Annotated in this window: 23 protein-coding genes; 14 read left to right on the forward strand and 9 right to left on the reverse strand. The window is 73.1% G+C overall.

The window, feature by feature from the left end:
• The first annotated feature begins 72 nt into the window (after nucleotides 1-72).
• Nucleotides 73-777 (forward strand): UdgX family uracil-DNA binding protein, encoded by a 705-nt coding sequence (locus OG989_RS15100; protein WP_151453939.1) that lies wholly within the window; start codon nucleotides 73-75, stop codon nucleotides 775-777.
• Nucleotides 778-802: 25 nt separating this feature from the next.
• Here OG989_RS15100 and OG989_RS15105 read toward each other — a convergent pair whose 3' ends face one another.
• A complete protein-coding gene (locus OG989_RS15105; RefSeq protein ID WP_327030847.1) occupies nucleotides 803-1159 on the reverse strand; it encodes a nuclear transport factor 2 family protein in 357 nt (118 codons plus the stop codon).
• A gap of 220 nt (nucleotides 1160-1379) precedes the next feature.
• Between OG989_RS15105 and OG989_RS15110 the strand changes: the two genes are divergently transcribed.
• From OG989_RS15110 to rny, 7 genes are all read left to right on the forward strand, one after another.
• Nucleotides 1380-2522, forward strand: coding sequence for an acyl-CoA dehydrogenase family protein (locus OG989_RS15110; RefSeq protein ID WP_327030848.1), 1143 nt, complete (start codon nucleotides 1380-1382; stop codon nucleotides 2520-2522).
• Between the two features lie 78 nt (nucleotides 2523-2600).
• Nucleotides 2601-3908, forward strand: a complete 1308-nt coding sequence (locus OG989_RS15115) for an MFS transporter (protein ID WP_327030849.1) — start codon at nucleotides 2601-2603, stop codon at nucleotides 3906-3908.
• Between the two features lie 4 nt (nucleotides 3909-3912).
• Nucleotides 3913-4113: a DUF3046 domain-containing protein gene (locus OG989_RS15120; protein ID WP_151453943.1), complete on the forward strand. Its 201-nt coding sequence runs from the start codon at nucleotides 3913-3915 to the stop codon at nucleotides 4111-4113.
• 184 nt (nucleotides 4114-4297) lie between these two features.
• Nucleotides 4298-5344: a recombinase RecA gene (gene recA / locus OG989_RS15125; RefSeq protein ID WP_311414238.1), complete on the forward strand. Its 1047-nt coding sequence runs from the start codon at nucleotides 4298-4300 to the stop codon at nucleotides 5342-5344.
• A 14-nt stretch (nucleotides 5345-5358) separates the two neighbouring features.
• On the forward strand, nucleotides 5359-6054 hold the full coding sequence (locus tag OG989_RS15130) for a regulatory protein RecX (protein WP_327030850.1): 696 nt from the start codon (nucleotides 5359-5361) through the stop codon (nucleotides 6052-6054).
• Nucleotides 6055-6285: 231 nt separating this feature from the next.
• A complete protein-coding gene (locus OG989_RS15135) occupies nucleotides 6286-6999 on the forward strand; it encodes a 3-keto-5-aminohexanoate cleavage protein (protein WP_327030851.1) in 714 nt (237 codons plus the stop codon).
• A gap of 678 nt (nucleotides 7000-7677) precedes the next feature.
• Nucleotides 7678-9444, forward strand: coding sequence for a ribonuclease Y (gene rny, locus OG989_RS15140; RefSeq protein ID WP_327030852.1), 1767 nt, complete (start codon nucleotides 7678-7680; stop codon nucleotides 9442-9444).
• A gap of 60 nt (nucleotides 9445-9504) precedes the next feature.
• Here rny and OG989_RS15145 read toward each other — a convergent pair whose 3' ends face one another.
• From OG989_RS15145 to OG989_RS15160, 4 genes are read right to left on the reverse strand one after another with little or no spacing between them, the layout of a single operon-like run.
• Nucleotides 9505-10473: an amino acid ABC transporter permease gene (locus tag OG989_RS15145; RefSeq protein ID WP_327030853.1), complete on the reverse strand. Its 969-nt coding sequence runs from the start codon at nucleotides 10471-10473 to the stop codon at nucleotides 9505-9507.
• Nucleotides 10470-11177, reverse strand: coding sequence for an amino acid ABC transporter permease (locus tag OG989_RS15150; protein WP_327030854.1), 708 nt, complete (start codon nucleotides 11175-11177; stop codon nucleotides 10470-10472). The genes OG989_RS15145 and OG989_RS15150 overlap by 4 nt, the downstream gene beginning before the upstream one ends.
• A gap of 41 nt (nucleotides 11178-11218) precedes the next feature.
• Complete coding sequence (locus tag OG989_RS15155; RefSeq protein ID WP_327030855.1) at nucleotides 11219-12097, reverse strand: glutamate ABC transporter substrate-binding protein; 879 nt, start codon at nucleotides 12095-12097, stop codon at nucleotides 11219-11221.
• Nucleotides 12098-12155: 58 nt separating this feature from the next.
• Entirely contained in the window at nucleotides 12156-12911 is a 756-nt protein-coding gene (locus OG989_RS15160) for an amino acid ABC transporter ATP-binding protein (protein ID WP_089001428.1), read from the reverse strand.
• Between the two features lie 184 nt (nucleotides 12912-13095).
• Here OG989_RS15160 and selD point away from each other — a divergent pair, with 184 nt between their 5' ends.
• Nucleotides 13096-14091: a selenide, water dikinase SelD gene (gene selD, locus OG989_RS15165; protein ID WP_425858006.1), complete on the forward strand. Its 996-nt coding sequence runs from the start codon at nucleotides 13096-13098 to the stop codon at nucleotides 14089-14091.
• Between the two features lie 212 nt (nucleotides 14092-14303).
• Complete coding sequence (locus OG989_RS15170) at nucleotides 14304-14783, forward strand: hypothetical protein (RefSeq protein ID WP_151453951.1); 480 nt, start codon at nucleotides 14304-14306, stop codon at nucleotides 14781-14783.
• Between the two features lie 123 nt (nucleotides 14784-14906).
• Here the strand turns inward: OG989_RS15170 and OG989_RS15175 are convergent, their stop codons facing one another.
• A complete protein-coding gene (locus OG989_RS15175; RefSeq protein WP_151453952.1) occupies nucleotides 14907-15137 on the reverse strand; it encodes a DUF2277 family protein in 231 nt (76 codons plus the stop codon).
• 51 nt (nucleotides 15138-15188) lie between these two features.
• On the opposite strand from OG989_RS15175, the gene miaB reads away from it, so the two are divergent.
• A complete protein-coding gene (miaB, locus tag OG989_RS15180; RefSeq protein WP_327030857.1) occupies nucleotides 15189-16715 on the forward strand; it encodes a tRNA (N6-isopentenyl adenosine(37)-C2)-methylthiotransferase MiaB in 1527 nt (508 codons plus the stop codon).
• A 54-nt stretch (nucleotides 16716-16769) separates the two neighbouring features.
• On the opposite strand, the gene OG989_RS15185 is transcribed toward miaB, so the two are convergent.
• From OG989_RS15185 to OG989_RS15195, 3 genes are all read right to left on the reverse strand, one after another.
• On the reverse strand, nucleotides 16770-17729 hold the full coding sequence (locus tag OG989_RS15185; protein WP_327030858.1) for a pectate lyase family protein: 960 nt from the start codon (nucleotides 17727-17729) through the stop codon (nucleotides 16770-16772).
• A 273-nt stretch (nucleotides 17730-18002) separates the two neighbouring features.
• Nucleotides 18003-19607: a cellulase family glycosylhydrolase gene (locus OG989_RS15190; RefSeq protein WP_151453955.1), complete on the reverse strand. Its 1605-nt coding sequence runs from the start codon at nucleotides 19605-19607 to the stop codon at nucleotides 18003-18005.
• Nucleotides 19608-19976: 369 nt separating this feature from the next.
• On the reverse strand, nucleotides 19977-21185 hold the full coding sequence (locus OG989_RS15195) for a DUF349 domain-containing protein (RefSeq protein ID WP_151453956.1): 1209 nt from the start codon (nucleotides 21183-21185) through the stop codon (nucleotides 19977-19979).
• 332 nt (nucleotides 21186-21517) lie between these two features.
• Here OG989_RS15195 and OG989_RS15200 point away from each other — a divergent pair, with 332 nt between their 5' ends.
• Genes OG989_RS15200 through dapF form a run of 3 tightly spaced genes read left to right on the forward strand, consistent with a single transcriptional unit; the run spans nucleotide 21518 to nucleotide 24019 of the window.
• Nucleotides 21518-22237 carry a hypothetical protein gene (locus OG989_RS15200; protein WP_151453957.1) on the forward strand — a complete coding sequence of 240 codons (720 nt, stop codon included), beginning with the start codon at nucleotides 21518-21520 and terminating at the stop codon, nucleotides 22235-22237.
• On the forward strand, nucleotides 22234-23160 hold the full coding sequence (gene miaA / locus OG989_RS15205; RefSeq protein ID WP_327030859.1) for a tRNA (adenosine(37)-N6)-dimethylallyltransferase MiaA: 927 nt from the start codon (nucleotides 22234-22236) through the stop codon (nucleotides 23158-23160). Before OG989_RS15200 ends, miaA begins: the two co-directional genes overlap by 4 nt.
• 7 nt (nucleotides 23161-23167) lie before the next feature.
• Nucleotides 23168-24019 carry a diaminopimelate epimerase gene (dapF, locus tag OG989_RS15210; RefSeq protein ID WP_327030860.1) on the forward strand — a complete coding sequence of 284 codons (852 nt, stop codon included), beginning with the start codon at nucleotides 23168-23170 and terminating at the stop codon, nucleotides 24017-24019.
• The last annotated feature ends 76 nt before the right edge of the window (nucleotides 24020-24095 follow it).

A 24095-nucleotide genomic window follows, 5' to 3' on the forward strand; every position in this document is an offset into this window, starting at 1 on the left:
TGTGCGCACCGGCGTGTCCCTCCCGGCGGGTCCCCGCGCGTGTTCCCTCCCGCACCGGGTAGAACAGTCGCCATGGCCGAGCAGACCGAGACCGCGCCGGGCGCGCAGAAGTTCATCCCGCCGCGCGCCGACACCCTCGACGACCTGCGCGCCGCCGCCGCCGGCTGCCGGGGCTGCGAGCTCCACCGGGACGCCTCGCAGACCGTCTTCGGTCGCGGCGACGCCGGCGCCCGGGTGGTCTTCGTCGGCGAGCAGCCCGGCGACCTGGAGGACCAGAAGGGCCTGCCGTTCGTCGGCCCCGCCGGCCGGCTGCTGCGCAGGGCGGTCGACGACGCCCGACTCGACCCCGGCCACATCTACCTCACCAACGCCGTGAAGCACTTCCGCTTCGAGCTGCGCGGCAAGCGACGCATCCACCAGACCCCGGACCGCGTGCACGTCACCGCCTGCCGGCCCTGGCTGGTCGCCGAGTTCGCCCAGCTCCGCCCGGAGATCGTGGTGGTGCTCGGCGCCACCGCCGCAAAGGCCCTGCTCGGCCCGACGTTCCGGGTCACCCGCCAGCGCGGCGAGCTGCTGCCCTGGCCGGAGTCGGCCCAGCACCCGGAGGACTTCCGGCGGGTGCCGGTGGACTCCGCGGGCGCCGTCGCGGACGCCCCGCCGGCCCGGCTGCTGGCCACCATCCACCCGTCCGCCGTGCTGCGCGCCGACGACCAGGACAAGGCGTACGAGGGGTTGGTCGCCGACCTCACCGTGGCCGCCCGCGCCCTCGCCGGCTGACCGGCCGGTGTCCGCCGGTCGGCGGTCAGTCCGGCGTCGTGATCTTGCCGTGGACGTCCTTGGCGACGATCCGCCCGTCGCGCACCCGGTAGACGTCCAGCCCGCGCAGCACCGTACCGTCCTCGGCCGGCGCCCACGCCCACTCGCAGACCGCCCGCTCGCCGTCCGCCCACACCGCCCCCAGGGCCGGGCCTGGTCCGGGACCGAGCTGGCTGGCGAGAACCGCGCGCACCGCGTCGCGCCCCCGCACCGTGCCGGCCGGCCCGTCCCAGGCGCTGGGACAGTACGTGACGTCCTCGCTCAGGAAGCCGACGACCGCGTCGAGGTCCCCCCGCTCCCAGGCCGCGTTGAACTCCTCCACCAATCCCCGTGCGTCGGTCACGCCCGCACAGTAACCCTCCGCCGCCCGGCTCGCGGGAGCCCCCAAGGCGAATCTTGGACAGTTGCCGTTCGCCGCGAACGGCAACTGTCCAAGATTCACCTTGAGCCCGACCGGCGGACGGCCGGTTGGGCCGCGGCAGCGTCGGTGGCGGCGTACGCAGCGTGTGTGCCGGGTGGGCGGCCCCTGGGCAGGGCGGGTGAGCGGTGCCACACTTGCCGCCATGGAGCAGCATCTCTACGAGCGCGACCACGAGGAGTTCCGCGAGCTGTGCCGCGAGTTCCTGACCCGCGAGGCGGTGCCCCACCACGAGCGCTGGGAGGCCGACGGCATCGTCGACCGCGAGGTGTGGCGCCGGGCCGGGGCGGCTGGCCTGCTGGGCATGGACGTCGACGCGGAGTACGGCGGCGGCGGGCAGCGGGACTTCCGGTTCAACGCCGTGCTGGACGAGGAGATCGTCGCCAGCGGCTGCACGGGGCTCGGCTTCGGCCTGCACAACGACGTGGTGGCGCCGTACCTGACCGAGCTGACCACCGACGAGCAGCGCAAGCGCTGGCTGCCCGGGTTCTGCTCCGGCGACCTGGTCACCGCGATCGCGATGAGCGAGCCCGGCGCCGGCTCCGACCTGGCCGGGATCCGCACGAGCGCGGTCCGCGACGGCGACGGCTGGGTGCTCAACGGCCAGAAGACCTTCATCACCAACGGGGAGATGGCCGACCTGGTGGTCGTGGTCGTGCGTACCGCCCCGGAGCAGGGCGCGCACGGGGTGAGCCTGATCGCGGTGGAGAGCGGCACCCCCGGCTTCTCCCGGGGCCGGCGGCTGGCCAAGGTCGGGCTCAAGGCCAACGACACCGCCGAGCTGTTCTTCGACGACTGCCGGGTGCCGGCGGATAACCTGATCGGCACCGAGAACCACGGCTTCTACCACCTGATGGCCAACCTGCCCCGGGAGCGGCTCAGCATCGCGGTCGTCGCGGTGGCCGCCGCCGAGCGGCTGCTCGCCGTCACCCTCGACTACGCCCGCTCCCGGCAGGCGTTCGGCCGGCCGATCGGCGCGTTCCAGCACAACCGCTTCCTGCTGGCCGAGCTGGACACCGAGGTCACCATCGCCCGTACCTTCGTCAACCACTGCGTCGCGGAGTACGGCGCCGGCCGGCTCTCGGTCACCGACGCGGCCAAGGCGAAGTGGTGGACCACCGAGCTGCAGAACAAGGTCGCCGACCGCTGCGTGCAGCTGCACGGCGGCTACGGCTACATGCTGGAGTACCCGGTGGCAAAGGCGTGGCTGGACGGGCGGGTGCAGACGATCTACGGCGGCACCACCGAGATCATGAAGGAGATCATCGGCCGGGGCCTCGGGTTGTAACGTCGACGGGCTGCCGGGTGGCGGGGCGGGTGCGCAAGGATGAGATGGCCCCTCGCCCCTTACCTCGAAGGAGCCGCCATGGCCACCGACCTCGCCGCGCCGCTCGCCGCGGCCGACGTCGCGCCCATCCAGCGGCGTACCCTGCGGCTGCTCTTCGTCACCCAGATCGTCGGCGGGATCGGGGTGACCATCGGCGTCGCCGTCGGGGCGCTGCTCGCCTCCGACGTCGCCGGCACCGCCGTCGCGGGCCTGGTCAGCAGTGCCGCCGTGGTGGGCGGGGCGTTGCTCGCCGTGCCGGTCACCCGGATCATGACCGTGCGTGGCCGGCGGCCCGGCCTGGTCGTCGCGTACCTCACCGGCGCGGCCGGCGGCGCCCTGGTGGTCCTCGCCGCGGTGACCCGCTGGGTCCCGCTGCTCTTCCTCGGCATGCTCCTGTTCGGCGGCGGCAGCGCGGCCAACCTCCAGGCCCGCTACACGGCGGTGGACCTGGCCGAGCCGGCGCGCCGGGGCCGCCAGCTCTCGTTGATCGTCTGGGCCACCACCCTCGGCGCGGTCGCCGCGCCGAACTTCGCCTCGCTCGCCGACCGCACCACCAGCGGCTGGGGGCTGCCGACGCTGGCCGGTCCGTTCGCGTTCAGCGCCGTCGCGCTCGTGCTGGCCGCCGGGGCGATCCTGGCGCTGCTGCGGCCGGACCCGCTGCTCACGGCGCGCCGGCTGGCGGCGGCCGGCACCCCGGCGGCCCCCGTCGTCGCGCCGGGGCCGACCGCCCGGCGCGGTGCGGGCATGCGGGCCGCCTGGGCGGTGGTACGCGCGCGGCCGGCCGCCCGGCTCGGCATCGTCGCGGTGGCGGTCGGCCACCTGGTCATGGTCGCGGTGATGGTGATGACCCCGGTGCGCCTGCACGAGTGGCACGACGACGCCGACGTGCTGCGGGTGGTCGGTCTCGTGCTGAGCCTGCACATCGCCGGCATGTACGCCCTCGCCCCGGTGGCGGGCTGGCTCACCGACCGGGTCGGTCGCCGGGCGGTGATCCTCGGTGGCGTCGGGCTGCTGCTCACGGCGTGCGCGGTCGCCGGTACGGCCGGGCACCACACGGCCTGGCTCTCGGTCGGGTTGTTCCTGCTCGGCCTGGGCTGGTCGGGGACCATGGTCGCGGGCTCGACGCTGCTGTCGGAGTCCGTGCCGGTGGGGATCCGGCCGAGCGTGCAGGGGCTCTCCGACCTGACCATGGGGCTCGCCGGTGCCGCCGCCGGGGCGGTCAGCGGGTTTGTCGTGGAGGCGGCCGGTTACCCGGTGCTCACCGGGCTCGCGGCGGTCGCGGTGGTGCCCCTGGTGACGCTAGCGTTGCGGCCGGTGCCGGTGGGGGCACCGGACGAGGAGGACTGATCACGTGCGGCTGACCGACTTCTGGACCCGGCTCGAGGAGGCGTTCGGCCCCGGCTACGCGGCCAGCATCGCCCGTGACCAGGTGCTCTCCCAGCTCGGCGGGCGGACCGTCGAGCAGGCCCTGGCGTCGGGTGAGCAGACCCACGTGGTGTGGCGCGCGGTCTGCGCCGCCTATCCCGACCGGGTGCCCGCGCGACTACGCTGAGCAGCCGTTTCGTGGCTTCCGCGTGTCGCTTGCCGCCTCGTACACCTGTTCGGCTATTGTCCACAGCGGGGTGCTCGTCCACAGCTCACGGCCGGTCGGCTGGTTTTCTGTCGGACCCAGCGCCTAGCGTGTCCGCGTGACGCGAAGCTCAGGAAAGACGCCGGCGAAGGCAGGGGTGGCAAACATGGCCGCAGGGCCCGACCGGGAGAAGGCACTCGACCTTGCTCTCGCTCAGATCGACAAGCAGTTCGGCAAGGGTTCGGTGATGCGGCTGGGAGAGCGTCCGGTCGTTCAGACCTCGGTGATTCCGACGGGTTCGATCGCGCTCGACGTGGCGCTCGGCGTGGGCGGTCTGCCCCGGGGCCGGGTCGTCGAGATCTACGGCCCGGAGTCCAGCGGTAAGACCACGGTGGCCCTGCACGCGGTGGCCAACGCCCAGCGGGCCGGCGGCATCGCCGCCTTCGTCGACGCAGAGCACGCGCTCGACCCGGAATACGCCAAGGCCCTCGGCGTCGACACCGACTCCCTGCTGGTCTCCCAGCCGGACACCGGCGAGCAGGCGCTGGAGATCGTGGACATGCTGGTCCGCTCCGGCGCGATCGACATCATCGTGATCGACTCGGTGGCGGCCCTGGTGCCACGCGCCGAGATCGAGGGCGAGATGGGCGACAGCCACGTGGGCCTCCAGGCCCGGCTGATGAGCCAGGCGCTGCGGAAGATCACCGGTGTGCTCAACAACACCGGCACCACGGCGATCTTCATCAACCAGCTCCGCGAGAAGATCGGCGTGATGTTCGGCAGCCCCGAGACCACCACGGGCGGCCGGGCGCTGAAGTTCTACGCCTCGGTCCGGCTCGACGTGCGCCGCATCGAGAGCCTCAAGGACGGCACCGACGTGGTCGGCAACCGCACCCGGTGCAAGGTCGTGAAGAACAAGGTCGCGGCGCCGTTCAAGCAGGCCGAGTTCGACATCATGTACGGCAAGGGCATCTCCCGCGAGGGCTCGCTGATCGACGTGGGCGTCGAGCAGGCGATCATCCGCAAGTCCGGCGCCTGGTACACGTACGACGGCGACCAGCTCGGCCAGGGCAAGGAGAAGGCCCGGGAGTTCCTCAAGGAAAACCCGGATGTCGCCGCCGAGATCGAGAAGAAGATCCTCGAGAAGCTCGGCGTCGGGGTGGGCGCGGGCGACGCCGCCGGTGGCCCGGAGCTGCCGCCGGTCGACTTCTGACCGGTCCCTGACCCGTGGCAGGACGACGCGCCCGCACCGGGCGGGGCTGGGATGCCAGCCCCGCCCGCGCGGGTGACGACAGCGCGCCCCGGCCCCGTCGGGCCCGGCGCGGTCGTACCGACGACACCGACCCCGAGGCGCCCCCGGCCCCGCCGCGCGACGAGGCCGAGCTGGCGCGGGAGATCTGCCTGCGCCAGCTCGCCGTCCGACCGCGCACCCGGGCCGAGCTGGCCGGGGCGCTGGCGAAACGGGGGATCTCCGACGAGGTCTCGGCGGAGGTGCTCGACCGCTACGACGAGGTCGGCATCATCGACGATGCCGCCTTCGCCCGGGCCTGGGTGTCGAGCCGGCACTCCGGCCGGGGTCTGTCCCGCCGTGCGCTCGCCAACGAGCTGCGCCAGCGCGGGGTGGACGGCGAGGTCGCGAGCGAGGCGCTCGGCACGCTGGACGAGGAGACCGAGGCCGAGACCGCCCGCGCCCTGGTCGAGCGGAAGCTGCGCACCGCCCGGGGCGAGCCGGGCGCGGTCTTCCGGCGGCTGGTGGCCATGCTGGCCCGCAAGGGCTACCCGCCGGGCGTGGCGATCCGGGCGGTGAAGGACGCGCTCGCGGCGCAGAGCGCCGAGGCGGCCGAGTTCGCCGAGCAGATCGACGCGGACGCGCTCGCCGACGCTGAGGGCGAGCTGGACCGGGACAACCGCTCCCCCGGGTGAGCGGAGCGCCGGCCCGCGGAAAGGGCCCGCTGCTGAAGGAGCGCCGCGACGGGCCGCGGAGCCCGGCGGTAGGACGCCGCGCTGGAGGCGTGGCGGCAGGGCCGCAGCCCTGGCGGTGGGACCTCGTGCTGGGGGCGCGTCGCGACGGAGCGCTGAGATCGTCGGTGGGGCCCGTGTTGGCGGCGTGTGGCGGCAGGGCCGCTGAGTCCGGCGGTGGGCGGGGGAGACTTCGTGTTGAAGGCGTGCCTCAACGGGGCCCGAGGGCGTGACGAGCATCCGGCGGTGCCGGTCACCCCGGCCGAGTTGGCGGCCGACGCGGCTCGCTGCGCAGGGCTCGGCGCAGGGGCGGTGCACGTGCATCCCCGGGACGCCGCCGGCCGCGAGTCCCTGCACCCACTGGTGGTCGCCGCCGCGCTGGACGCGATCCGGGCCGCCCGGCCGGGGCTGCCGGTGGGAGTGAGCACCGGGGCCTGGATCGAGGCGCAGCCGGCCGCCCGGGTGGCTGCGGTCCGGGCCTGGACCGTGCTGCCCGACTTCGCCTCGGTCAACGCTCACGAGCCGGGCGCGGAGGCGGTGGCGACGGCGCTGCACGAGCGGGGCGTCATGGTCGAGGCGGGACTCTGGACGGTCGACGCGGTCGGGGCGTACGCGCGGTGGCGGGTGCCGGCCGGGCGGATCCTGATCGAGTGCATGGCCGAGGACCGGGCGGTGGCGCTTGCGGACGCCGCCGCGATGCTGGCCGCGCTGCCGTCCCCTGCGGCCGGGAGCCCGCCGGTCCTGCTGCATGCCGAGGGGCCGGCGACCTGGCCGGTGCTGGCCGAGGCGGTGCGCCGGGGCCTGCACAGCCGCGTCGGGCTGGAGGACACGCTGGCGCTGCCCGACGGCTCGCCCGCGCCCGGCAACGCCGCACTGGTGGCGGCGGCACTGGCGGCGGGCGCCCGCTGACCCACCCGATCGGGGGAGTGGTGCGCTCGTGGGCTCCGGCGAGCGTCGCTGTGGAGACGGTTGCGTCACAGCCGGTCGGCGGTGCGCCGCCGGGTACGCGCACGGGCGCCGGGTGGCGCGTGGGCGGGTGCGTACGGCCGCAGCGCTGAGCAGGGCCGACGCGCCGCGCGGCCCGATCCGCTGCCGTTTTGTCCGCCAGTGTCCGGGCGTGCATCAGCGGTGCGTGACGTGACAACTTCTCTCCGTTCGGGGGGTTTGATCATGAGTTCTTGACCGGAGCACCCCGGGAGACCTAGCCTCGCCATACAGGCTCACATTGCCCGACCAAGCGCAGGCTAAGCGCACAACATAGATCGCGTAACGGAACAGCATCACTTTGGCCGGTCCGATCGGCCATTGGCGGCAGCTTCGGACTGGCCGGTCCGACGCTGGCGCGACAACTGCACCCGGCCGTCGGCGATGCTCCCGCGTGGGCACCGCCGACGGAAGCTACCCCACGGCCAGTCGCTCCGGTCGGGCGTCCACAGCCGCAGGGTGCGTGCCCATCGGCACGGTCGCTGCGGTCCCGACGTTCAGGGGAGGCGGCCATGGCGAGGCGGCGCAGTTCCACCGGGGTCCCGACATGAGCGGGCCGGTCGGGCCGGGCCCTGTGGCCATCGGGCGGAGCGGGGCGCCGGCATGAGCGGGTTCGACATCGTGATCCTCGCCGTGGTGCTGGTCCTGACCGTGGTCGTGCTCGGGGCGGTGCTGCTCGGCGTACGGGCGCTGCGCCGGTTCGGTGCGGCACCGGCGCCCGAGGACCCCGCCTTCATCGCCGAGAAGGACCGGCAGGAGCAGTCCCTCGCGGCCCTGCGTACCGCCGCCGACGAGGCCAACAGCACGATCGACGTGGCGAAGTCCGCCGTCGCGGCGGCCCGCACCGAGGCGGCTGCCGCGAAGGCCGAGGCGAAGGCGGCCCGGGCGGAGGCCCGCCGGGTGCTCGACGACGCCCGGGCGGAGGCCGACACCGTCCTGGAGCGGGCCCACAAGCAGGCCGAGGCGGACGCGGAGCAGTTGCGGGCCACCGCCCGGCGCAGCGGCGAGCGGGAGGTCGCGGTGCTCGCCGCCACCACCCGGGAGCAGGCCGCCGAGGTGGACCGGCGGGCGGCCCGGATGGACGAGCGCGAGCGGCTGCACACCGAGGAGGTGGAGCGCCTCGCCGAGCGGGAACGGCAGCTCACCGCCGCCAGTGCGGCCCTGTCGGCCCGCGAGGCCGCCCTCGCCCAACGCGAGGCCGAGCTGGCCGAGGCGGAGGCGCAGCGGCGCCGCGAGCTGGAGCGGGTCGCCGGCCTCACCGCCGACGCGGCCCGGGCGGAGCTGATCGAGGCGATCGAGGTCCAGGCCAAGCGGGAGGCCGCGCTGCTGGTCCGCGACATCGAGTCCGACGCCCGTGGCACCGCCGAGCAGCGCGCCCGGCACATCGTCGTCGACGCCATCCAGCGGGTCGCCAGCGAGCAGACCGCGGAGAGTGTGGTCAGCGTGCTGCACCTGCCCGGTGACGAGATGAAGGGGCGGATCATCGGCCGGGAGGGCCGCAACATCCGCGCCTTCGAGTCGGTCACCGGCGTGAACCTGATCATCGACGACACCCCCGAGGCGGTGCTGCTCTCCTGCTTCGACCCGGTGCGCCGGGAGGTCGGGCGGCTGACCCTGGAGAAGCTGATCCTGGACGGGCGGATCCACCCGCACCGCATCGAGGAGATCTACGACCTGGCCCGGCACGAGGTGGAGGAGCTCTGCCAGCGGGCCGCCGAGGACGCCCTGGTCGAGGTCGGCATCACCGAGATCCACCCGGAGCTGGTCACCCTGCTCGGCCGGCTGCGCTACCGGACGTCGTACGGGCAGAACGTGCTCAAGCACCTGGTGGAGACCGCGCACATCGCCGGCATCATGGCCGCCGAGTTGCGGCTGGACGTGCCGATCATCAAGCGCTCGGCGTTCCTGCACGACATCGGCAAGGCGCTCACGCACGAGGTGGAGGGCAGTCACGCCATCATCGGCGCCGACCTCGCCCGCAAGTACGGCGAGAACGAGGACGTCGTGCACGCCATCGAGGCGCACCACAACGAGGTGCCGCCGCAGACCATCGAGGCCGTCCTCACCCAGGCGTCCGACGCCTGCTCGGGCGGCCGGCCGGGGGCCCGGCGGGAGAGCCTCGAGGCGTACGTCAAGCGGCTGGAGCGGATCGAGGAGATCGCGGCCGGCAAGCTCGGCGTGGAGAAGGTCTTCGCCATGCAGGCCGGCCGGGAGGTCCGGGTGATGGTCAAGCCGGACGACGTCGACGACATCGGCGCCGCCGTGCTGGCCCGGGACGTGGCCAAGCAGATCGAGGAGGAGCTGACCTATCCGGGGCAGATCCGGGTGACCGTGGTCCGCGAGTCCCGGGTCACCGAGATCGCCCGCTGACGGCGTCAACACGAAGGGCCGGCCCGATCATCGGGCCGGCCCTTCGTCGTACCTCAGGGGTCAGATGCCCTGGCCGTTGCTTTCCGACTGCGCGGCGAGCGCGGCCGGGGGCGGGTTCTGGGCCGGGGTGCCGGCGGTCTTGCGGCCCCGGGAGAGCCGGCGCTGGACGTACTGGGCCAGCTTCGACAGCGCGTAGTTCACCACGATGAACATGACCGCGATCACGACGTAGACCTGGATCGGGTTGTCCAGTACGCCGATGATCTGCTTGCCGATGTTCAGGGTCTCCTCGTAGCTGATGATGAAGCCCAGCGAGGTGTCCTTGAGCACCACGACGAGCTGGCTGATCAGCGCCGGCAGCATGATCCGGAACGCCTGCGGCAGCAGGATCATCCGGGTGGTCTGCGCCGGGGAGAGCCCGATCGCGGCCGCCGCCTCGGCCTGCCCGCCGGGCAGGCCCTCCATGCCGGAGCGCAGGATCTCGGCGATCACCACCGAGTTGTAGATGGTCAGGCCGATGACCAGGTACCACAGCGTGTCGAACGAGACGCCGAACTCGGGGAAGCCGCGGGCCACGAAGAAGATCGTGATGACCACGGGCAGGCCCCGGAACACCTCGACGCAGACCCGGGTGACCGCCGACAGCAGCGTGCTCAGCCCGCGCAGCAGGTACGCCAGCGGCGTCGCGAGCCCGGTGAAGCGGCGCTGGGTCAGGCTCTTGAGCTGGATCCGCAGCACCGCGAGCAGGGTGCCGACCACCAGCGAGGAGACGATCGCCAGGGCGGCGGCGGTCAGCGTGTTCTTGAAGCCGAGGCCGATCCGGTCCCACACCAGCGAGAAGTTCTCGTTGGAGGGGTCGATCAGCGGCCCCCAGAGCTCCATCGAGAACTGGCCCTTGTCGTCCAGCGGACGGTAGACCAGGAGGTACGCGCCGACGAGCAGCAGCACCGTCGCCACCACGCTGCCGATCAGCGTGAGCCGGCGCTGCCGGGGGCCGGGGACGTCGTAGAGGACGCTCTGCTGGCTCATCGGGCCACCGCCTGCCGCTTCTCGATCCGGTCGAGGAGCGCGCCGAGGGGGACGGTCATGATCAGATATCCGATCGAGATGCCGATGGCGACGGGGACGAAGGCGTAACCCTCGGCCGAGGTGAGCTGGTCGGCGGTCTGCGAGAGGTCGCCGACGATGCCGAAGAAGCCGACGAGCGCCGAGTTCTTGATCATCGCGATGATCACCGACCCGAGCGGCACCACCGAGGCCTTCCAGGACTGCGGCAGCACCACGTACCGCAGGTTCTGGCCGAAGGTGAGGCCCAGCGACCGGGCGGCCTCCGCCTGGCCGGCGGGCACGGCGTTCACGCCGGAGCGCAGCGCCTCGCAGACGAACGCCGCGGTGTAGAGCACCAGCGCGATCAGCGCGAAGCGGAAGTACGGCAGATCGGTGTCGAGCCGGCTGAACACCGCGTCGAGGCCGGGGACGCGCAGGAAGTCCGCGTTGGAGCCGAGCGCCGGCAGGCCGAACGCGGCGAAGAACATCACCACGGTCAGCGGCATGTTGCGGAAGACGTTGACGTAGCCGGTGCCGACCGCCCGTAGCGGCGGTACCGGGGAGATCCGCAGCACCGCCAGGACGGCGCCCAGGATCAGGGCGCCGACCGCGGCGAGTACGCAGATCTGGAGGGTGAGCCAGAAACCACCCGCGAAGACGTCGAACTTGTCGATGAGCACACTCACGGGCCGGTCTTCCTCCCCACCCTCCAGATCAACGGATCAGCTCAGTAGCGGTTGACGGTCGGCGCGCTGCCGAGCTCGGCGCCGAACTTGCCGGCGGTGTCGTCCCAGGCCTTCTTCCAGCTGCCGTCGGCGAACGCCTTCTCCAGCGTGTCGTTGACGAAGTTGCGGAAGTCGGTGTCCTCCTTCTTCACCCCGAGGCCGTACGGCTCCTTGGTGAAGTTCTCGCCGGCCAGCTTGAACGACGCCTCGTCCTTGGCGATGTAGCCGAGCAGGATCACGTTGTCCGTGGTGACGGCGTCGACCTGGCCGCCCTTGAGGGCGTCGCGGCACTTGTCGTAGGTGTCGAAGAGCACCAGCTGGGTGGCGACGTCCTTGACGTGCTTCTTGATCTCCTCGGCCGGCGTGGAGCCGGTGACCGAGCAGACCTTCTTGGCGCCGTCCTTGAACGAGTCCGGCCCGGTGATGGCGGCCTCGTCCTTCTTCACCATGATGTTCTGGCCGGCCTCGTAGTACGGCCCGGCGAACGCGATGCGCTCCTTGCGCTTGTCGTTGATCGTGTAGGTGGCGGCGACGAGGTCGACCGTGCCGTTCACGATCACGTCCTCGCGGACCTTCGAGGGGGCCTCGACCCACTCGATCTTGTCCTCGGGGATGCCCAGCTCCTTGACGATGATCTTCGCGACCTCGACGTCGAAGCCCTCCGGCTTGCCGGACAGGCCCTTCTGGCCGAAGCCGGGCTGGTCGAACTTCGTGCCGATCTTGATGGCCTGGGCCTTGTTGAGGCGCTCCATCGTGCTGCCGGCGGCGAAGGACTTGCTGCCGGCGCCGGTGCCCTCGTCGGCGTCGTCGCCACCGCAGGCGGTCATGCCGAGCGCCAGGGTGGCGGCCGCCGCGAGCGCCGCTACGCGCGTGATACGCATACACTTCTCCTTCTTCGACGGAACCCGCCGGGGGACGGCGCGCTCCAGGTACGGACGCCTAGTGCGTGAGGATCTTGGACAGGAAGTCCTTGGCGCGCTCGCTGCGCGGGTTGGCGAAGAATTCTGCCGGCGGCGCGTCCTCGACCAGCTGGCCGTCGGCCATGAAGATGACGCGGTTCGCCGCGTGCCGGGCGAAGCCCATCTCGTGGGTCACCACGACCATGGTCATGCCCTCGCTGGCCAGCGACGTCATCACGTCCAGCACCTCGCCGACCATCTCCGGGTCCAGCGCGCTGGTCGGCTCGTCGAAGAGCATCGCCTTGGGCTGCATGGCCAGCGCCCGGGCGATCGCCACCCGCTGCTGCTGGCCGCCGGAGAGCTGGGCCGGGAACTTGTCGGCCTGGTTGGCGATGCCGACCCGGTCCAGCAGGGCCAGGCCGCGCTCGCGCGCCGCCGCCGGCTTCTCCTTGCGGACCTTGACCGGCCCGAGGGTGACGTTCTCGAGGATCGTCTTGTGCGCGAAGAGGTTGAACGACTGGAACACCATGCCGACCTCGCTGCGCAGCTTCGCCAGCGCCTTGCCCTCGGCCGGCAGCGGCTGCCCGTCGAAGGTGATCGTGCCGGAGTTGATCGGTTCGAGGCGGTTGATGGTGCGGCACAGCGTCGACTTGCCGGAGCCCGACGGGCCGATCACCACGACCACCTCGCCGCGCCCGACCGACAGCGAGACGTCGTCCAGCACGTGCAGCGGCCCGAACCACTTGTTGACCGAGTCCAGCACGATGAGCGGTTCGCCCGTCGTCACGTCGTTCACCGTCCCTGTCGTCGCGCGGGGTCGGCTGACCCCCGGTTGGGCAACTGTAGGCGGGGGGATGTGGCGGGACGCAACTCAGTTGGTCACGGAGCGATAACACCAGTTCAGAACGGGGTCAAGAGTCCGATTTTGACCGCGATCGGGGCCCGCCGGTTGCCATCGGATGGAGCTGTTCGGCGATCATGTGGGGATGACCGAACCGGTACGGCTCACCCGGTACGCCCGGGGCGGCGGCTGCGCGTGCAAGATTCCCCCGGGGGAGCTGGAGACCATGGTCGCCGGGCTCGGCCCGGCCACCGGCACCGCCGAGCTGCTCGTCGGGCTCGATCACGGCGACGACGCCGCGGTGGTCCGGCTCGACGAGCGCACCGGCCTGGTCACCACTGCCGACTTCTTCACCCCGGTCGTCGACGACGCGTACGACTGGGGGCGCATCGCCGCGACGAACGCCCTCTCCGACGTGTACGCCATGGGCGGCACCCCCCTCGTCGCGCTCAACCTGCTCTGCTGGCCGCGCGACGTGCTGCCGCTGGAGCTGGCCCGGGAGGTGCTGCGCGGCGGGCAGGACGTGGCCCGCGACGCCGGCTGCCACCTCGCCGGCGGGCACAGCGTCGACGACGAGGGCCCCAAGTACGGGCTGGCCGTCACCGGCGTGGTCCGGCCCGAGGAGCTGATCACCCTGGACGCCGGCCGGGCGGGGCTGCCGCTGTCGCTGACCAAGCCGCTCGGCGTCGGGGTGCTCAACACCCGGCACAAGGCCACCGGCGAGAGCTTCCCCGAGGCGGTCGCCGCGATGACCACCCTCAACCGCGACGCGGCGCGGGCCGCGGTGGCGGCCGGCGTCCGCTGCGGCACCGACGTGACCGGCTTCGGTCTGCTCGGGCACGCGTCCAAGCTGGCCCGGGCGAGCCGCCTGACGGTGGCGATCGACGCGGCCCGGGTGCCCTACCTGGCCGGCGCCCGGGAGGCGGTACGCGACGGGCACGTCAGCGGCGGCAGCCGGCGCAACCTGGAGTGGGTCACCGGGTGGACCGACTTCGGCGGTGTCAGCGAGGAGGAGCGGCTGCTGCTGGCCGACGCGCAGACCTCGGGCGGCCTGCTGGTCGCCGGCGAACTGCCGGGCGCCACCGTGATCGGCGAACTGCTGCCGCCCGGGGAGCACCGCGTCGTCGTGCGCTGAGGGCGGGCCGCCCGGCGTGTGGCGTCCGGATCGGGCCACCGTACCCGATAAACTGTCATCTTTCCGCTACTCGGAGCAATGGCGCTCGGGGAAATTTTGCCCGGAATGGTCACAGACCGGTAACTTGCCCCCGGCTGAGGTCATATGCACCCCACCATCGTCAGTAAGGCCCGATCCGGAGGCCGGTGGGACGAGCACAGCGAGGAGGCGGCATGACCGAGCTGTGGAACTGGAGAATCGAGCAGGTGCGGCCGGTGGAGGTCTACCCGGCACTGGCCGAGGCGCTCGGCCGGGTGGTGATGCCCCTGGCGGCGGCGGACCCCGCCCGCCTGCCGACGTACGCGGTGATCTGCGACGTCTGGCAGGCGCCGGGGGAGTTCGCCACGATCGTGGACTGCTACGGGGTGCCCGAAGGGCTCTCCGAACACGGCAGCATCGCCACGCTGGCGCGGCTGCTGGACCGCAACTGCCTGCTGCGCGACGACACGCTGGACGCCGGGCGGCACCTGCTCGTCGCGCCCGACGGCACGATCCGGCCGGTGCACTTCGACGTCCGGGAGACCGACGACGGCGAGGAGCTCGCCGACCAGCGGCTGTGCACCGACGCCGATCCCCGCTGTCGCGGCTGGTCGCAGTGCCACCGCTCGCGCTGGGCGCCGGACTCGGTGCTCCCGGCGCTCGCCGCCGCCTGACCCGCGCACCCGCTGCCGGCCCCCGTGCCGGCACGGCGGAGGCAGCCCGGGAGCCGGCCGGTGGAAGCAGCCCGGGAGCCGGGCCGGCGGGGGCGAGACCCCCGTCCCGGCCCGGCGGCGGGATCAGCTCGCCGGGCTGGTGGAGCGGCCACCGCGTACCTCCAGCTCGGCGAGCAGGGTCGCGGTGGCCGCGGCGACGGCGGCGACCGCCGCGTCGAAGGCCGCGGCGTTGTGGGCGGCGGGCTTGCGGAAACCCGAGATCTTGCGGACGTACTGCAACGCCGCCGCGTCGACGTCGCCCGGGGTCACCTCGGCGACGTACGGCTCACGTAGGGTCTTGATGCTCCGGCACACGGCTCCTCCTCGTTAAGTCCGGTCGGTGGGCCCGGATACGCTGTCCGGGTCATGACTACCGCAGCGGCGAGCAGCCCGCGCACCTATCAGGTGCGCACCTACGGCTGCCAGATGAACGTGCACGACTCCGAGCGCATCTCCGGCCTGCTGGAGCAGGCGGGCTACGTGCGCGCCGCCGAAGCCGACGACGACCCGGACGTGGTGGTGTTCAACACCTGCGCCGTCCGGGAGAACGCCGACAACCGGCTCTACGGCAACCTGGGTCACCTGCGCCCCGTCAAGGCCAGGCACCCGGGGATGCAGATCGCCGTGGGCGGCTGCCTGGCCCAGAAGGACCGGGGCGAGATCGTCCGCAAGGCGCCCTGGGTCGACGTGGTGTTCGGCACGCACAACATCGGGTCGCTGCCCGTGCTGCTGGAGCGGGCCCGGCACAACACGGCTGCCGAGGTGGAGATCCTCGAGTCCCTCGACGTCTTCCCCTCGACGCTGCCCACCCGGCGCGAGTCCACGTACGCGGGCTGGGTGTCGATCTCCGTCGGCTGCAACAACACCTGCACGTTCTGCATCGTGCCCTCTCTGCGGGGCAAGGAGAAGGACCGCCGCCCCGGCGACATCCTCTCCGAGGTCCGCGCCCTGGTCGACGAGGGCGTGCTGGAGGTGACCCTGCTCGGGCAGAACGTCAACTCCTACGGCGTGGAGTTCGGCGACCGGCTGGCCTTCGGCAAGCTGCTGCGCGCCTGCGGCGACATCGAGGGGCTGGAGCGGGTGCGGTTCACCAGCCCGCACCCGAAGGACTTCACCGACGACGTGATCGCCGCGATGGCCGAGACGCCCAACGTCTGCCACTCGCTGCACATGCCGCTCCAGTCCGGCTCCGACGACGTGCTGCGCGCGATGCGCCGCTCGTACCGGTCCGACCGCTACCTGGGCATCATCGAGAAGGTCCGGGCGGCGATGCCGGACGCGGCGATCACCACCGACATCATCGTCGGGTTCCCCGGCGAGACCGACGCCGACTTCGAGCGCACCCTCGACGTGGTGCGCGAGGCCCGGTTCTCCTCGGCGTTCACCTTCCAGTACTCCAAGCGCCCCGGCACGCCGGCCGCCACCATGGACGGCCAGCTGCCCAAGCAGGTCGTGCAGGAGCGCTACGAGCGGCTGATCGCCTGCGTGGAGGAGATCACCTGGGCGGAGAACAAGAAGCTGGTGGGGGAGACCGTGGAGGTGCTGGTCGCCGTCGGCGAGGGGCGCAAGGACGAGCGCACGGGTCGGATGTCCGGCCGCGCCCGCGACGGCCGCCTGGTCCACTTCGCCACCGGCGGGAACGGCCAGCAGGGCGACGCCGGTTCCCTCGCCGGGCGGATCCGGCCCGGCGACGTCGTGCACACCACCATCACCTACGCCGCACCGCACCACCTCAACGCCGACGGCGAGCCGCTGGCGCACCGGCGCACCCGGGCTGGTGACGCGGCCGAGGCGGGGCGCGCCCCGCGTACGTCGGGGGTGCTGCTCGGGCTGCCCACGATCGGCGCGCCGGCCGCGGCGCCCGCGCCGACGACCGGCTGCGCCGCGCACTGACCCGCGACCGGCCGGGGCCTGCGCGCGCAGGCCCCGGCCGGTGCGCTCAGCCGGTCACACCTGGATCCGACCCGCGCCCGCGCCGCCCGTGACGATGGACTTCACGCTGCTCGCGGCGTCCAGGGTGTACGAGTACGGGATGGCCCGGACGCTGCCGCCGGCCTGGCCGCTGCCGGAGTTGACGAAGTGGTTGTTCCGGGCGACCAGCGTGCCCGGCCCGGAGTCGCCCTCACCGAGGTGGTACGGGTCGTCGACGTTCTCGAAGTAGTTGCCCTCGACGAGCACCCCGGCGTTCTCCGTGGAGGCCACGCCGTAGCCGCCGTTGCTGTCGTAGTAGTTGTTGAACACGTGGACCGGGTTGCCGAAGCGGACCCGGGGGTGGCGCTGGGTGCTCTCGTCGAACCAGTTGTGGTGGTAGGTCACCCGCAGGTGGCCGGTGTCCTGGCTGCCGTTGCTGTCGCTGTGCCCGAGCAGCATCGACTTGTCGTGGTCGTAGACCCGGTTCCACGACACGGTGATGAAGTCCGAGCCCCGCTTGATGTCGACCGCGCCGTCGTTGCCGTTGGTGAAGCTGTTGTGGTCGATCCAGATGTTGGTGGCCGACTCCTGCACGTTGATCGCGTCGTCGTTCCAGTTCCGGAAGGTCAGGTTCCGGATGATGACGTTGCGGTCGCCGTTGATGTTGAAGCCGCAGCCGGAGATGGTCGCGCCGGGGTTGCCGAGGATGGTCTTGTTGGACCGCACCCGCAGCATGCCGGAGCAGGAGATGGTGCCGGAGACGCGGATCACCGCCGCGCTGCTGGAGCCGACCGCGCTGGTCAGGGCGGAGGCGCTGGTGACGGTGACGGGGTTGCCACTGCCGCCGGTGGTGCCGCCGTTCTGGGTGGCCCAGCCGACCAGCCCGGTGGGGGCGGCCGAGGCGGGTGCGGTGCCCGTGGTCAGCGCCCCCGCGGCGAGCAGGGCGGCGCTGGCGGCGGCGGTGAGCAGGGTGGTGCGACGTCGGGACGTACGCATGGTGCTTCCCTTCGGTGGTCGCGGGCTCGCGGACCGTGGGCCGACCCGGCGACGCCGTGCCCGGTGGCGTCTGGTCGGTGGGGACGGCGGTCTGCGGCCCTGCGGATGCGGGACTGGCTACGCGAAGTTGCGGCTCCCGTGCTGGCGCTCACGAGCAGTCAGGTAAGCGCTTTCCCGATGTAAGCACAGATGTTCGTCGATGTAAAGACCGCCCCTACCTGCACGAAGATCGGCGGCCACCCCGAGGGATGACCGCCGATCGTCAGGGGTGGATCAGCAGGCGACGCCGTTGAGCTTCACCGCGCCCGGCGCGGCGGACGGGCCGTTGGCGGTGAAGCCGACCGTCACCGAGGCCCCCGGCGCCAGCGCCCCCGCCCAGGTCGGGGCCGCCGCCGTCACCGTGGTGCCGGACTGGGTCACCGTGGCGTTCCAGCCGCTGGCCAGGCTCACCCCGGCCGGCCAGGCCCAGGTGACCTGCCACGGGTTGACCGTCGCGGTGCCGGTGTTCGTCACCGTCAGCTCCCCCTGGAAGCCGCCCTGCCACGCGTTGACCTGCCGGTACGCACCCGTGCAGCCCCCGGTCGGCGGAGGCGGCGACGAGGTCGGCGTCGCCGTCGGCGTGCCGGTGGGGCCGCCCCCGCCGCCCACCGGCGCGATCAGGTACGGCTGGAGGATGGCCTGCTTGGTGGTGTTGATGTTCGTCCAGTCGTCGAGCGCGATGCCCCCGGTGTCACCGGAGTTCGGGTTCCACGACCAGTAGGTGAAGGACATCCCGTCGACCCCGGTGCCGGTGTAGGCCATCAGCTTCTCCAGCCACACCTTGTCCCGGGGGTCGGCCAGGGTGCTGCCGAACTCGCCCATCATGATCGGCGCGATGTTCTGCTTGTAGAGGTAACCCCAGTACTTGTCCCAGATGCCCGGCAGGTTCGTCGGGAAGTCGGGGGACTTGAACCAGTTCTGCTCGAAGACCGAGGTGGCGTACTCGTGCGGCGAGTAGACCAGCCGGTTCGGCACGTCGAGCCGGACCGGGAAGTCCTTGGCCTTCGTCAGGTTGCCGCCCCACCAGCCGCAGTCCTCGTCGTTGCTCGGATCGTTGTCCCAGACGTTCGAGAGGCCACCGCTGGGGCAGCTCACGCCCTCCACGAAGATCAGCCAGTTCGGCTGCACCGACAGGACCGCGTTGCCGGCCCGCTCGGCGGCCAGCCGCCAGTCCCGTGCCGGGTCGCCGCAGCCCCAGCACGCGCCGGTGGCCGCCGGGTTGGTCCCCTCGGCGTGCGGCTCGTTGTGCAGGTCCGCCCCGATCACCGTGGTGTTGCCGGCGTACCGCTGGGCGAGCATCTTCCAGTCGTTGATCCAGGTCGCCTCGGAGACCGTCGGGGTGTACCAGAGCGCGGACTGGCCGGCGGAGGTCGGCCGGTGCCGGTCGAGGATGACCCGCATCCCCTTGCCGCCGGCGTAGTTGATGACCTTGTCGAGGATCTGCAACGGGGAGAGCCCGACCAGGTCCGGGTTGACGAAGTCGTTGATGCCGCTGGCCGTCGCGCCCGGCTTCAGCGCGTCGTTCGAATACGGCACGCGCAGCGTGTTGTAGCCGAGGCTGGCCATCTTGTCGATCTGTCCCCGCCACGGGTTCGTGGACCACAGCCCGTGGAAGGTCTTGTTGTCGGTCTCCATGCCGAACCAGTTGATGCCGGTGATGCGTACCGTCGCGCCGGTGCTGTCGACGATCTTGTTGCCGTTGGTGTGCAGGTAGCCGGTCCCGGTGCCGGCGGGGGCGGCGACGGCCGGGGCGGTGCTGACGGCGGCGGCGACGAGGACGCCGGCCGCGGCGGTGGCGAGCGCGGTGATCGCGCCGCCGAGGGCGCTGCGTCGGTGCATGCGAGCTCCACTTCGAACTGCCCGCCGCCGCCACCGGCGGCGCGGGCGGGAACCGGGCGACGGCCGTCACGCTCCCTCAGGAGTACGCGGACAGGGCGCGACGGTACGTGCCACGTGGGATGCGGCCGCTCGCGGTACCACCGGCGTCCCCCGACGACGCGGTGTGCGCCGCCGGTGCCCTCGCGCCGGTGCCGGACCTGGCTCCGCCGCTCATTCTGATCAGCCCGCCTCGATGCGTCAACCGTCGCGTGCCCGGCCCGGGCGGCTGCGGGCGGACAGGCGGAAGCCCCCGGTCCGTGGCGGATCGGGGGCTTCCGTGGTGGCTCGGTCCGAGGTGGCTCGGGGCCCGCCGGGGTGGGGCGTTCCGGCTCAGCCGGCCTGCTCGGCGAGCTGGAGGAACTGCCGCTTCGAGGCCAGCGCCTGCTCGGCCTCCTTGACCCGCCGGGCGTCCCCGGCCGCCTGGGCCCGGGCCAGCCGCTCCTCGGCCTCGGCGACCTGCGCGCGCATCTGGGCGAGCAGAGGGTTGTCCTCCTTGGTGGTGCGCCGCCACGCGGAGTCCATCACCTCGCGGACCTTCTCGTCGATCGCGCGCAGCCGGCGCTCCAGCCCGGCCGCCGCCTCGCGGGGCACCCGGCCGGCCTCGTGCCACTGCGCCTGGATGTCCCGCAGCTTGGCCTGCGCGCCCTTCGGGTCGCCGTCGACGTCCAGCGCCTCGGCCTCGGCGAGCAGCGCCTGCTTGCGCTCCAGGTTGCCCCGCTGCTCGTTGTCGCGCGCCGAGAAGACCTCGCTACGCCGGGTGAAGAACTCGTCCTGCGCGCCCCGGAACCGTTCCCAGAGCTTCTGCTCGGCCTCCTTGGAGGCCCGGGGAGCGGCCTTCCACTGGTTCATCAGGTCCTTGAGCTGGTTGGCGGTGGCCGCCCAGTCGGTGGAGTCCTTGAGCTTCTCGGCCTCGGCGACCAGCTCCTCCTTGACCGTCTGCGCCTGCTTGCGCTGAGAGTCGAGGGAGGCGAAGTGGGCGCCCCGGCGGCGGGTGAAGCCGTCACGCGCGGCGGCGAACCGCTTCCACAGCTCGCCGTCGGCCTTCTTGTCGACCCCGCGAATGGTCTTCCACTCGTCGAGGATCTCCTTGAGCCGGTCCCCGGCGGTCTTCCAGCCCGTCGACTCGGCGGCGAGCTTCTCCGCCTCCTCAACGAGGGCCTGCTTGCGGGCAAGTGCCTCGCCCCGGGCGGCGTCGCGGGCCGCCTTGGCCTCGCCGGCCTTCTCCTCGGCGACCGTGGCGAGCCGGTCCAGCCGGGCGGCCAGCGCGTCGATGTCGCCGACGACGTGCGCCTCGGCCAGCGACGCGCGGATCCGCCGGATGGTGGTCAGTGAATGGCCGGCGTCTGCGGCACCCGAGTTGAGCCGGGCCTCCGTCAGGTTGACCTCGGTCACCAGGTCGTCGAAGCGGCGGGCGAAGTGGGCCAGCCCCTCCTCGGGCGCTCCCGCCTGCCAGGATCCGACCACCCGCTCGCCGTCGGCGGTCTTGACGTACACGGTGCCGTCCGCGTCCACCCGTCCGAAGGCAGTCCAGTCGCTCATGTGCCCATCCTCGTTCTCCCGGCGTCGGGGAGCAGTCCCGCGATCGCCGCCACGGCGCAGCAAAGTTTCCCCCGGCATTGTCACAGGTACGACCCCGTTCCCGTCGAGCGCCTATCGCCGACCGTGACCATACGGTGTCCTAGCGCCCGCGGACAGGCTCCCTGGGAGGAGTGTCGGAATCCGGCGTACGACGCGTCCGGACGGGCGGGCGTCGTCGGCGGCGTGGCGCCCCGAACCCGCAGGCGGCCCGCCGGCGGGGACCGGCCGGCAGCGGCGGCTCGAAGAGCCCGGGTGCGGGGCGCCCGGCTCCGTCGTGCCGATACCGTTGCCGGGTGCCCCTGGTCGCCGCTGCCGTCTGCCCCCACCCGCCGCTGATCGTCCCCGAGCTGGCCGGCGCCGCCGCGCCCGAGCTGGACGAGCTCCGCGCCGCCTGCGACGCCGCCGTCGCCGGGCTGCTCGCCGCCGGCCCCGAGGTGATCGTCCTGGTCGGCGGCGGGCCGGAGACCACCCGCTTCAACGCGGCCGACCACGGGTCGCTGCGCCGGTACGGCCTCGACCGGGCCGTGCGGCTGTGGAAGGTGAACTGCGCCGGCGGCGAGCGGCTGCCGCTGAGCCTGACCGTCGGCGCGTGGCTGGTCGGCCGCTCCCGCACCGAGCTGCCCCGGCTGGCCCGCTCCGTCGCGTCCGACGCCTCCCCGGCGGAGTGCGCCGAGCTGGGGGCGGCGCTCGGCGCGGCGACGGAGCCGCGTACCGCCCTGCTGGTGACGGGGGACGGGTCGGCCTGCCGCGGCCCGAAGTCGCCCGGCTACGACGACCCGCGCGCCGAGGCGTACGACGACGGGGTCGCCCGCGCCCTGGCCGACGCGGACGCCGAGGCCCTGCTCGACCTGGACCCGGTCCTGTCGGCGGAGCTGAAGGTCGCCGGGCGGGCGCCCTGGCAGGTGCTGGCCGGCGCGGTCCGGGCGACGGGCGGCGACTGGCGCGGCGAGCTGCGCCACCACTCGGCGCCGTACGGCGTCGCCTACCTCGTGTCGTCCTGGACGCCGGCGTGACCACCCGCCCACCGGCCGGGACGGTCGTGGCCGTGGTCGGGCCGACGGCGGCCGGCAAGTCGGCGCTGAGCATCGCCCTCGCGCACGCCCTCGACGGCGAGGTGGTCAACGCCGACTCGATGCAGCTCTACCGGGGCATGGACGTGGGCACCGCCAAGCTCACCCCGGCCGAGCGCGAGGGGGTGCCGCACCACCTGCTGGACATCTGGGACGTCACCGAGCCGGCGAGCGTCGCCGAGTACCAGCGGCTGGCCCGCGCCGCCGTCGACGACGTCCTGGCCCGGGGCCGGGTGCCGCTGCTGGTCGGCGGCTCCGGCCTCTACGTGCGGGCGGTGCTGGAGCGCTTCGAGTTCCCCGGCACCGACCCGGCGGTGCGCGAGCGACTGGAACGGGAGCTGACCGAGGCCGGCCCCGCGCCCCTGTACGCCCGGCTGCGCGAGGCCGACCCGGCCGCCGCGGCGGGGATCCTGCCCGGCAACGGCCGGCGGATCGTGCGCGCCCTGGAGGTCATCGAGCTGACCGGGGCGCCGTTCACCGCCGCGCTGCCCGAACCGACCCCGTACTACCCCTCGGTGCAGCTCGGCGTGGACCTGGACACCGCGCTGCTGGACGAGCGGATAGCCCTGCGGGTGGACCGGATGTGGGCCGACGGGCTGGTCGCCGAGACCCGGGACCTGGTGGGGCGCGGCCTGCCCGAGGGACGTACGGCCAGCCGCGCGCTCGGCTACCAGCAGGTGCTGCGCTTCCTCGCCGGGGAGCTGACCGAGGCCGAGGCGCACGACGAGACCGTCCGGGCCACCCGGCGCTTCGTCCGGCGGCAGCGGTCCTGGTTCCGCCGCGACCCCCGGATCCACTGGCTGGACTCGTCGACGCCGGAGCTGGTCCCGGCCGCCCTGCGCCTGCTGCCCGCCGCTGCGCGATGATGGGGGCGTGCAGTTCACCAAGGGCCACGGCACCGGCAACGACTTCGTCATCCTCCCCGATCCGGACAACCGGCTCGACCTGACACCGGGGCTGGTCGCGGCCCTCTGCGACCGGCGGCGCGGCCTCGGCGGCGACGGCGTGCTGCGGGTGGTCCGGGCGGCCGCGCACCCGGAGGGCGCCGCGACGGCCGGCGAGGCCGAGTGGTTCATGGACTACTGGAACGCCGACGGGTCGTTCGCGGAGATGTGCGGCAACGGCGCCCGGGTCTTCGTGCGCTACCTGGTCGCCTCCGGGCTGGCCGAGCCGGCGGAAGGGGCGCTGCCGGTGGCCACCCGGGCCGGCGTCGTGCGCGCGCTGGTCACGGCCGACGCCATCGCCGTCGAGATGCGCCGCCCCCGGCTGTACGACACCGCGACCGCCACCCTCGGCGGGCTGACCCTGCCCGGCACGGCAGTGGACGTGGGCAACCCGCACCTGGTCTGTGCGCTGCCGGCCGGGCTGGAGCTGACCGCGCTCGACCTCACCCGGGCCCCCGACGTCGACCCGGCGGTCTTCCCCGCCGGGGTGAACGTGGAGTTCACGGCCCCCGGCGAGCCCGTCGACGACACCGACGGCCACGTGCTCATGCGCGTCTACGAGCGCGGCTCCGCCGAGACGCTCTCCTGCGGTACGGGCGCCTGCGCGGTGGCTGCGGTGGCCCTGCGCGACGCCGGCCGGGACACCGGCGTGCTGGCGGTGGACGTCCCCGGCGGACGCCTCTCGGTCACGGTGACGGAGGACTCCTGCTGGCTGGCCGGCCCGGCCACCCTGGTAGCCACCGGCACCCTGGACCCCACCACCCTCACCACGTCCCCCTGACCCGCCCCACCTCGGCCCCCGCCCTCGCCCCCCTGCGCCGCCCCGCCCTCGGCCCGCCCCGCCCTCGCCCCGGGGC

The sequence above is a fragment of the Micromonospora sp. NBC_01740 genome, from assembly GCF_035920365.1.
Taxonomy (GTDB): Bacteria; Actinomycetota; Actinomycetes; order Mycobacteriales; family Micromonosporaceae; genus Micromonospora; species Micromonospora reichwaldensis.

Coding starts and splice junctions, on each gene's coding strand:
- OG989_RS15100 (WP_151453939.1), top strand. CDS start 73: ATGGCCGAGCAGACCGAGACCGCGCCGGGCGCGCAGAAGTTCATCCCG.
- OG989_RS15110 (WP_327030848.1), top strand. CDS start 1,380: ATGGAGCAGCATCTCTACGAGCGCGACCACGAGGAGTTCCGCGAGCTG.
- OG989_RS15115 (WP_327030849.1), top strand. CDS start 2,601: ATGGCCACCGACCTCGCCGCGCCGCTCGCCGCGGCCGACGTCGCGCCC.
- recA (WP_311414238.1), top strand. CDS start 4,298: ATGGCCGCAGGGCCCGACCGGGAGAAGGCACTCGACCTTGCTCTCGCT.
- rny (WP_327030852.1), top strand. CDS start 7,678: ATGAGCGGGTTCGACATCGTGATCCTCGCCGTGGTGCTGGTCCTGACC.
- OG989_RS15145 (WP_327030853.1), bottom strand. CDS start 10,473: ATGAGCCAGCAGAGCGTCCTCTACGACGTCCCCGGCCCCCGGCAGCGC.
- OG989_RS15155 (WP_327030855.1), bottom strand. CDS start 12,097: ATGCGTATCACGCGCGTAGCGGCGCTCGCGGCGGCCGCCACCCTGGCG.
- OG989_RS15170 (WP_151453951.1), top strand. CDS start 14,304: ATGACCGAGCTGTGGAACTGGAGAATCGAGCAGGTGCGGCCGGTGGAG.
- miaB (WP_327030857.1), top strand. CDS start 15,189: ATGACTACCGCAGCGGCGAGCAGCCCGCGCACCTATCAGGTGCGCACC.
- OG989_RS15185 (WP_327030858.1), bottom strand. CDS start 17,729: ATGCGTACGTCCCGACGTCGCACCACCCTGCTCACCGCCGCCGCCAGC.
- OG989_RS15190 (WP_151453955.1), bottom strand. CDS start 19,607: ATGCACCGACGCAGCGCCCTCGGCGGCGCGATCACCGCGCTCGCCACC.
- OG989_RS15195 (WP_151453956.1), bottom strand. CDS start 21,185: ATGAGCGACTGGACTGCCTTCGGACGGGTGGACGCGGACGGCACCGTG.